Consider the following 8,818-nt stretch of genomic DNA (forward strand, 5'->3'; position numbering starts at 1 on the left):
TGAGACAATCAGAGAAAGATTAGATGCTGTTGACTGGGATAACTCACCTGTTGCTCCATCAATCAGAGATTCAGCGATGCCGATAATGCCATTCAGAGGTGTTTTCAGTTCATGAGATGTATTAGCTAAGAATTCATTTTTGAGCTGATCCATTTCCTGAAGAGCAGCATTCTTGGTTTCTAGTTTCTGGTTATATTCCTTTAGCAGTCGCCTGGTTTCAGCAAATCGTCGTTCTAAAATTAATCCTAAGGATAGGATAAACAGCAACATTCCCCAAGGATAGAATCGTTGATACCAACTTTCCGGTTCAAAGCGATAAACTAAAATATCATGCATTGCTGTTATAGCCAGGATAGATAATCCTAAACTAAATATTTTCGCAGAATAGTTTCTCTTATTAATAGCTATAGGAATAGCATGGATCAATAAAATTATTGTACTAGCCAGGAGCAGGTAGTGATCAATATATATCTCATACAACCAGGAACTGTTGTAGATAAAAATTAATCCTAAAGAAATTACGGAATAAATTATGTGAATTTGCCATAACCGCTGGATGATGGAAAAATACCCTGAACCAAATATTTGTTCAAAACCAATCAGGCTCAGAATAGGAAGAAAACAAAAAGCCGTATATCGACTATACTCCCAATTCATTGAATCCTTAAATAATAAGGGAACAATGGTTGATTGGCTAAGGTTGTAAATGCCACCAGCTATGGCTAATAATGCAAAGGCTAGAATCAATCGTTTATCTTGAGACCGGAATACACAGGTTAAACTAAACCACAGCCCAATTAAAATAAAAATGCAGCCTAAAATAGTGCTTATTTCGTCTTTGAATAAACACCGAATTACGTTAAATTTAGAACCAATAACTATCCGGTCGAAAAAACCGATGTAAATAGACTGCTCACCACCGACATAAACATTAATGAACAATGATTTGCCGGAAAAATTTGAATCAAGAGGAACAATTGGCCATTGATACCCTTCACCATGACCTGGAGGCAATGAGTTAGGGGATAATCGGGTATAAATCAGTTGCTCATCTAAATAAGCTTCTAGTATATTGGGAACTGCTCCGAGATAAAGAGTGGGAGATTGCAATTTACCCTCTGGTAACCTAACCCCTAACCAAACATTGTTTTGCTGTTGATCTTGCGGTGACTTCCATAGTCTTTCTGGAAACGTAAATTCTTTCCAGCAAGGGTCGCCGTTGGAAATCTCGAGCTTAGGACAAAGCTTGGCATTATGGAGGTTATTGATAGAAACATCACCCCAGAGATAGTGCCATCCTTGGGTAATCTCCAATCGCGGCAAGGTTTTAGTTGCCTGAGATTGTGCTTGACTAGGTGCTATGGTTAATAGGCTAATCAGTACTGATATCAAAAAAGCACCCAAACACAAGGGGATTTGGGCACGTTTCCAACTAAACATACGTTTCACTGGTATCTCCTGGAGGGGCTATGGGTCACACCCCCCTCTACTAGTTTAAGTTGGATTTTAGAGCTTGGAAACTGTTTGTTAAACTTTGCTTAGCTCCTGGCATCGGTTAAGTTAGGCAACGAGACTGTAGGAGCTATCTCCGGTAACCCACCAATAGTCAGGGACTAATCAGTGTTTTAATATCTACTTTCTGAACAGTCTCTGATTATTCGGCGTTGCTTAATAATGGAATGATTTTAAGACTTTTGTGGAACGGGCATCTTGGTGGAACGGGCATCTTGGTGGAACGGGCATCTTGGTGGAACGGGCATCTTGGTGGAACGGGCATCTTGGTGGAACTGGCATCTTGCCAGTTTCAATATATTCCCAGGCGGGCAGGATGCCCACTCTACTCCTATTCAAAAGAAGATTCACCAACGCCGATTGTTCAATGTTCAAATACATCTCGATAGTGCAACAAATCGAGAGATACCATAGTCGGTAACGCCTCAAAGCACTGTTGAGCTAATTCCCACCGGTCTTCCCGTTGCAGCATATTGATCAGTTTTTGCCGCACATTTAACAAGTAGCGTACATCATTAGCAGCGTATTCCAACTGCTCATCGGAGAGGTTAGCAACATTACCCCAGTCAGAACTCTGAGCACTTTTATCCAAATCTATCCGTTCTAGCTCTTTGACCAACTCTTTGAGACCATGGCTACTAGTATAAGTGCGGGCTAACTTACTAGCAATCTTGGTGCAGAATACAGGATTGACTTCAATACCGAGATTTTGCATGAGCATAGCGACATCAAACCGAGCAAAGTGAAACACTTTGAGCACATTAGTCGCTTCTAACAACTGTTTTAATCGGGGTGCTTCTGTTTGTCCTTTGTCAATGCGGACAAAGGTGACTCGTCCTTGTGGATCACACAGCTGTACAAGACATAAGCGATCGCGTTGGTAAATCAGTCCCATGGTTTCCGTATCCACGGCGAGGGAATCTGCCCTTAGATACTCTTGGCATATAGATTCGGGTAAATCGCGATCGCAAACTTGAAAATCCTTCAATTCTTCAATTACAGTTGTGTTGGTCATTGGTTCAAAGGTTATAGGTTGTAGGTTCTAGAAGTTTGTTGGATGGGATAATGTTTGATGCGATAGTATTGATGCGATAGTATTGTTAGGGATAACTCCCAGGATTTGGTTTATTCGATGCTCCTATGGGGTACCGTTTCTGTTCCCATGATCAGAAGGTCTACGGCATAGTTATTCGTTAAGATGACAGTAACCACTGAGACTAACCACTACCGGTAGTGTTAGTTAGTAGTGTCAGTTAGTAGTGTCAGTTAGTAGTTTTAGTTATCGCTGTAAAGCGATGTTATAGCACCATAACTAGCAAATAAATCACAGTGGTTACTAGAGTTAACCACCCTTGATAAAAACTTGGGTTAATTCCACAGCAAAGATCAGCATTCCCAAACTAATCTTGAGCAATGGTGTTGGCATGAGCAGGCTGGCTAAAAGCTGGGCTCTAATTTCTAGGAATTACTGTATCGTAGTTTACAATTTACCCTTGACAGTCCACATTTCCTATGTATTTTTTATTTTCTTAATCTTTCGAGGTCTGAGCTGACATAAATTTAGCAACAGTTTGCACATCCTTATCACCCCGACCGGAACAGTTAATCACTATCTGGGGATTACCACTGAGTTGGGGACACAGAGTTTCGAGATATGCGATCGCATGAGATGTTTCCAGTGCCGGTATAATTCCCTCCAGCTGAGACAAGCGTTGAAACGCAGCCACCGCTTCTTTGTCTGTAACACTATAATACTCTGCCCGACTGCTATCCTTCAAATAGCTATGCTCTGGACCAACACCAGGATAGTCCAATCCAGCACTAATCGAGTGAGCTTCGAGCACCTGACCATCCTGATCTTGGAGCAAATAACTCATTGCCCCGTGCAACACTCCTGGTCGTCCCTTAGTTAGAGTAGCCGCATGTTTAGCAGAATCTACACCAGCGCCTGCTGCTTCTACTCCAATCAGCCGCACAGAGGGTTCATTAACAAACTCATGGAACAGGCCCATGGCATTGGAGCCACCTCCGACACAAGCTAACAAAATATCCGGCAAACCGCCCCACTTTTCCAAGCATTGAGCGCGAGTTTCCTGGCCAATCACAGCATGGAAATCCCGTACCATTTTTGGGTAAGGATGAGGACCTGCCACTGACCCAAGGATATAGTGAGTAGTTTCCACATTTGTCACCCAATCTCGAATCGCTTCCGAGGTAGCATCCTTGAGAGTACCAGTCCCAGCCGATACCGGTTGCACCGTTGCTCCCAGTAGCCGCATCCGAAACACATTCAGGGATTGCCGTTCCATGTCCTGAACGCCCATATAAATGACGCATTCGAGACCAAATCGAGCACATACTGTTGCGGTAGCCACACCATGCTGACCCGCTCCCGTTTCAGCAATGATGCGCCGCTTACCCATGCGCTGGGCTAGCAATACCTGAGCCAGAGCATTATTAATCTTGTGAGCACCGGTGTGATTTAAATCTTCCCGTTTTAAATAAATCCGTGGTCCACTACCATCAGATTTGGTATAGTAGTTACTCAGACGTTCAGCAAAATACAGAGGACTAGGACGTCCCACATAGTCTCGCAGCAGTTGTTGTAGTTCCTGTTGGAAATCCGGGTCATTACGGTATTGCTCAAAAGACTGCTCTAGTTCACTTAGAGCAGGCATCAAGGTTTCTGGAACATACTTGCCACCAAATTTACCAAAACGTCCCAAAGCGTCCGGTTGTTGGGTCGCTTGGTCCCTCTGGTCGCCGATACTAAGGGGTAGGGGGGTTTTAGTCACAGCGGTGTCAAACAATTATAGAACGAACATCTCGAATATATATTATAAAACCCAAAATGCTTTACCACCAGTCTTCTAGCATTTTGTATCAACACTAACAATTATTTTCGAGCTAATGTAGAAAAGTAATGACCATAATGACCAAGCCGGTGCCTTAGCAGCTTACCATGAATGAACCAACTGATCAACAAATTAACAATCACTCCAATTCCGTAGAGGCAGATGTTCAACCAAAGGTCAGTGTCGAAGAATTCAGTATTAGTGGTAATGACCTGATTGACAAAGTTAAAGACCTAATTAATCAGGGGAATATTCGCCGAATTATGATCAAAAATGAGCAGGATCGGATTTTGTTGGAGATTCCGCTAACTTTTGGCGTATTAGGAGGATTTACTGCTATTTTCTTGGCTCCTTGGTTAGTCGCCCTGGGAGCGATCGGGGCATTGGCGGCTCGATTGAAAGTAGTAGTGGAACGAAAGGAATAGCAGTCTAGATATCTACGAGATCTACCCTAACCCCGAAACAGGTATGGGACATCCTAGAGAAAGATTGCCCGCGATCGCTCAAGGTATATCTTAAGATATACTTAAGATATACCTTGAGCGGTCAACTTTGAGTGATCAGCTTTGAGTGATCAGCTTTGAGTGATCAGCTTTGAGTGATCAGCTTTGAGTGATCAGCTTTGAGTGATCAGCTTTGAGTGATCAGCAGTCAGCCAAAAGCCTAGAAGTCATCCTGGACAACTAAACTAATTATGCCAGTGTGACTTACATAATCATGGGTTTCTTGCTCTGTAGCTGGGCGGTTAAGAGAGCCCCTGAGGTGCTGAACTGGTGGCTTTAAAAAATAAAATTAGTTAAACCAACTTAATTAAATAAACCTGAGCAAAACTTCCTAATCCTAGCATCAAGCCGACTCTCAAAGCTATCAGTTCTGAAAACTATCAGTAAGTAATGATTCAATAATCTCCGGGACTGGATGAGTGATTGGTATCACTGGGTTTGACCAGGGGCTGGTAAAGGACAGCAATTGACATCATTCAAGCAAACTTTGCCCCACTTTAAGGCCCAACGAACCAAACCAACCCGGTTATCAGTGCAGGTTTTGGTCAGAATGTTACTGATATGATTATCAACAGTGCGCTTACTGATTGCCAGCTCCTGGGCGATCTCGAGATTGGTTAAACCAGCCGCTACATGTTCGATGATTTGCAATTCGCGGTAAGACAGAGTTGCGGGAGTCTGGGATTTACCACTAGCCATAAGTAATTTTTCTCTAGTAGATATACCTATCTTATCTAATTTTACCGCCAATGGTGACCCGCTTCACTTAATTTGCCATGGGGAAATTAAGTGATTATCAATAAACAGGACAAGGAGGAGTTGGGGAAAGGGGAGTAGGAGGAGTGTGGGAAGTGTGGGAAGTGTGGGAGGAGTGTGGGAAGTGTGGGAAGTGTGGGGAGTCAGATGAGCAACTGGCGTCGAAACTTCTGAAATTAACATCAATGGAGAGCAACTAATGGAAGGTCTGAGTGATTTTATTAACCAGAGAATGGAAGAGTGGAAAGTCCCAGGGCTGGCAGTCGCTATTGTTCACGATAGCCAGATCATCTTTTGTGAGGGCTTTGGTTTTAGGGATGTAGAAAAAGGCTTAAAAGTAACCTCTAAAACCCTCTTTGCGATTGGGTCTTGCACTAAAGCGTTTACCACAATGGCTATGGGCATCTTGGCTCAGCGAGGAAAATTAAATTGGGATAAACCAGTTAGACATTATCTGCCCACATTTAAACTATACGATTCCTATGCTAGTGAACACATGACTCTCCGTGACCTAGTCACTCATCGTTCTGGCTTACCCGGTCACGATGCTATCTGGTATAACAGTCCTTTCACTCGTAAAGAAATAGTTGAGCGCTTACAGTATCTCGAACCTAATCATGAATTGCGGAGTGTCTATCAGTATCAAAATTTGATGTACATTACGGCTGGCTACTTAGTCGGTCAAATTGCCGAGAGCAGCTGGGAAGAATTTGTTCAGCAGGAAATTTTTAATCCCTTGTCGATGGTAGACAGCAATTTTTCCGTTGTCAAATCCCAGGAGACTGACGATTTTTCCCTTCCTTATCGAGAGAAAGATGACGTAGTTAAAGCCATCCCATTTCGCAATATCGACACTATTGGTCCTGCTGGCTCTATTAATTCCAATGTTACTGATATGGCGAAGTGGCTTCTACTCCATCAAAACCAGGGAAACTATGAGAATAAGCAGATTATCAACCCTGATATTCTGACTGAGATGTATACGCCACAAATCGTGAGGCCGTCATCCCTTGGGTATCCGGAATTCTGGCATTCCTCTTATGGATTAGGATGGAACCTCACTGCCTACCGAGGTCATAATCACGTTCAGCATAGCGGTGGTATTGACGGATTTTTTGCCCTGACAACGTTGATGCCTCAAGATAAAATTGGTGTGGTAGTTCTCACCAATCTCCAAGGAACCGAATTGCGAAGTATTATAACTTATCACATTTGCGATCGCTTGCTCGGTCTCGACGAAGTTCCTTGGAATGAAAGGATTAAGAGTAAGCTTGAGGAAGCTAAACAAGCTGCTGAACAAGGCAAACAGAACACCAAACCACAGCCTAAAACTGGCACTCAACCATCACATCCCCTAGAAGATTACACAGGAGATTTTGAGCATCCCGGATACGGAATACTTTCCATTGCGCTCAAAGACCAGCAGTTAACGGCAACTTATAATTCCATCGTTGAAGAACTAAAGCACTACCACTATGATAGTTTTGAATTACTATCAGAATCCTCTGATAATTTTCAACTATTATCATTCTTTAATGACCCCAAAGGAAATATTCAGAGACTGTCCATACCTCTAGAACCGACGGTGAAGGATATTGTATTTGAACGAATCCCTGACCAAAGCATTTTAACCACTAGTTTTATGGAAAAATTTGTGGGTGAATATGAGTTTTCTGGTCAATCCATAACTATCTTGATCAAAGATAATAAACTAGTTGCCTTATTAGCTGGTCAGCCAGAGATAGAGTTAGTTCCTTACCAAGGAACCGAATTTAATCTTAAAGATTTATCAGGATTTAGTATTAACTTCACTATCGATAATGGTGGGGTTGTGACTCAAGCAGTGATTACTCAACCCAATGGGGTATTCACGGCTAATAAAAAAGTGTCTACGTAAGCTATAGGAAAGGGAGTAGGGAGTAGGGAGTAGGGAGTAGGGAGTAGGGAGTAGGGAGTAGGGAGTAGGGAGTAGGGAGTAGGGAGTAGGTAGAATGAAATTGTCTGTACCTCATAAGTACCAGAAATGGTATATATGTATAATAAACCTCTTACAAAATTAGTTTTCTGATCGTGTTTCCGTCAATTCTTGTCCACTGTTCCCTGTTCCCTGTTCCCTGTTCCCTGTTCCCTATTCCCGACTTCTGCAAGAAGTCTAATGACTAATTTCTTGAATTCAAACCTTCCATCTACTCAACCCCTACCTAAGGTAATTGCTAATCACATTGCTACAGCACCTAACCAGCGAATTACCTTTGCCCAGTACATGGACTTAGCACTATACCATCCACAGCTAGGTTACTACGCCAGTGGTGCAGTTAACATTGGTTCATCAGGAGACTTTTTCACCTCACCCCACCTAGGAAAAGACTTCGGGGAGTTACTTGCTGAACAGTTTGCCCAAATGTGGGATATCCTCGGACAACCTAATCCCTTTACTCTGATGGAAATGGGAGCAGGACAGGGACTCCTAGCAGCAGATGTTCTAGTTTACTTGCACCAGCACTACCCAGATTGCTATGGTGCCGTAAATTACATCATTGTGGAAAAGGCAACAGCAATGATTGCTCAACAGAAGCAGCTGTTGTTGAAACTAAACCTACCCAGACTCGACCATCACCAGCACTCGTTACCTGTGCGGTGGTGTTCTTGGGAAGAAATAGAAGACAATTCCCTGACTGGTTGCTGTTTTTCTAACGAATTGGTTGATGCGTTACCGGTACATCAAGTTGTGCTGCAAGCAGGAGATCTCAAAGAAATCTATATCGCAACTGTTGAGCAGGATGGCGATGACATTAAGTTTGTAGAAGTTTTAGATACCCCTTCTACACCGCAACTGAGAGAGTATTTTGATTTGGTAGGTATTAATTTGTTCTCTGGTTCCTATCCAGAGGGTTATCGCTCTGAGGTGAATCTCGCCGCACTGGATTGGATTAAAACGGTTGCGAAATGGTTAAACAAGGGCTTTTTCCTAACCATTGATTATGGCTATCCAGCCCAAAAGTATTATTTGCCAGCCCGTGATCAGGGAACATTACAGTGTTATTATCGCCACCGGCACCATAATAACCCCTATAGTTATATCGGCGAACAAGACATTACTGCTCATGTGGATTTTACTGCCTTAGAGCGACAAGGAGACTTATGTGGTTTGGGTAAGGTAGGTTTCACCAAGAAACAACCCTTGCTTGGTGA

9 protein-coding genes are annotated in these 8,818 nt (G+C 42.9%); 3 read left to right on the forward strand and 6 right to left on the reverse strand.

Features of this window, described 5'->3' with window-relative positions; genetic code table 11:
* From F6J94_RS25110 to trpB, 4 genes are all read right to left on the reverse strand, one after another.
* Positions 1 to 1,440, reverse strand: a 1,440-nt coding sequence (locus F6J94_RS25110; protein ID WP_293045155.1) for a histidine kinase dimerization/phospho-acceptor domain-containing protein, incomplete at its 3' end; no start/stop codon positions are given.
* Positions 1,441 to 1,668: 228 nt separating this feature from the next.
* Positions 1,669 to 1,794, reverse strand: a complete 126-nt coding sequence (locus F6J94_RS25115; RefSeq protein ID WP_293045143.1) for a hypothetical protein — start codon at positions 1,792 to 1,794, stop codon at positions 1,669 to 1,671.
* Positions 1,795 to 1,876: 82 nt separating this feature from the next.
* A complete protein-coding gene (locus F6J94_RS25120) occupies positions 1,877 to 2,527 on the reverse strand; it encodes a ribonuclease H-like domain-containing protein (RefSeq protein WP_293045145.1) in 651 nt (216 codons plus the stop codon).
* 514 nt (positions 2,528 to 3,041) lie between these two features.
* A complete protein-coding gene (trpB, locus tag F6J94_RS25125; RefSeq protein ID WP_293024999.1) occupies positions 3,042 to 4,307 on the reverse strand; it encodes a tryptophan synthase subunit beta in 1,266 nt (421 codons plus the stop codon).
* A gap of 167 nt (positions 4,308 to 4,474) precedes the next feature.
* On the opposite strand from trpB, the gene F6J94_RS25130 reads away from it, so the two are divergent.
* Positions 4,475 to 4,792, forward strand: a complete 318-nt coding sequence (locus tag F6J94_RS25130; protein ID WP_293045147.1) for a DUF4342 domain-containing protein — start codon at positions 4,475 to 4,477, stop codon at positions 4,790 to 4,792.
* Positions 4,793 to 5,299: 507 nt separating this feature from the next.
* Here F6J94_RS25130 and F6J94_RS25135 read toward each other — a convergent pair.
* Together F6J94_RS25135 and F6J94_RS25140 are read right to left on the reverse strand one after the other, a co-directional pair.
* On the reverse strand, positions 5,300 to 5,569 hold the full coding sequence (locus tag F6J94_RS25135) for a LuxR C-terminal-related transcriptional regulator (RefSeq protein WP_293025003.1): 270 nt from the start codon (positions 5,567 to 5,569) through the stop codon (positions 5,300 to 5,302).
* 63 nt (positions 5,570 to 5,632) lie between these two features.
* Entirely contained in the window at positions 5,633 to 5,809 is a 177-nt protein-coding gene (locus tag F6J94_RS25140) for a hypothetical protein (protein ID WP_293045149.1), read from the reverse strand.
* A gap of 16 nt (positions 5,810 to 5,825) precedes the next feature.
* On the opposite strand from F6J94_RS25140, the gene F6J94_RS25145 reads away from it, so the two are divergent.
* Entirely contained in the window at positions 5,826 to 7,523 is a 1,698-nt protein-coding gene (locus F6J94_RS25145; RefSeq protein WP_293045151.1) for a serine hydrolase, read from the forward strand.
* A gap of 258 nt (positions 7,524 to 7,781) precedes the next feature.
* Positions 7,782 to 8,818, forward strand: a 1,037-nt coding sequence (locus tag F6J94_RS25150; protein ID WP_293045153.1) for an SAM-dependent methyltransferase, incomplete at its 3' end; no start/stop codon positions are given.

The sequence above is a fragment of the Moorena sp. SIO1F2 genome, from assembly GCF_010672755.1.
In the GTDB taxonomy this organism is placed as follows: Bacteria; Cyanobacteriota; Cyanobacteriia; order Cyanobacteriales; family Coleofasciculaceae; genus Moorena.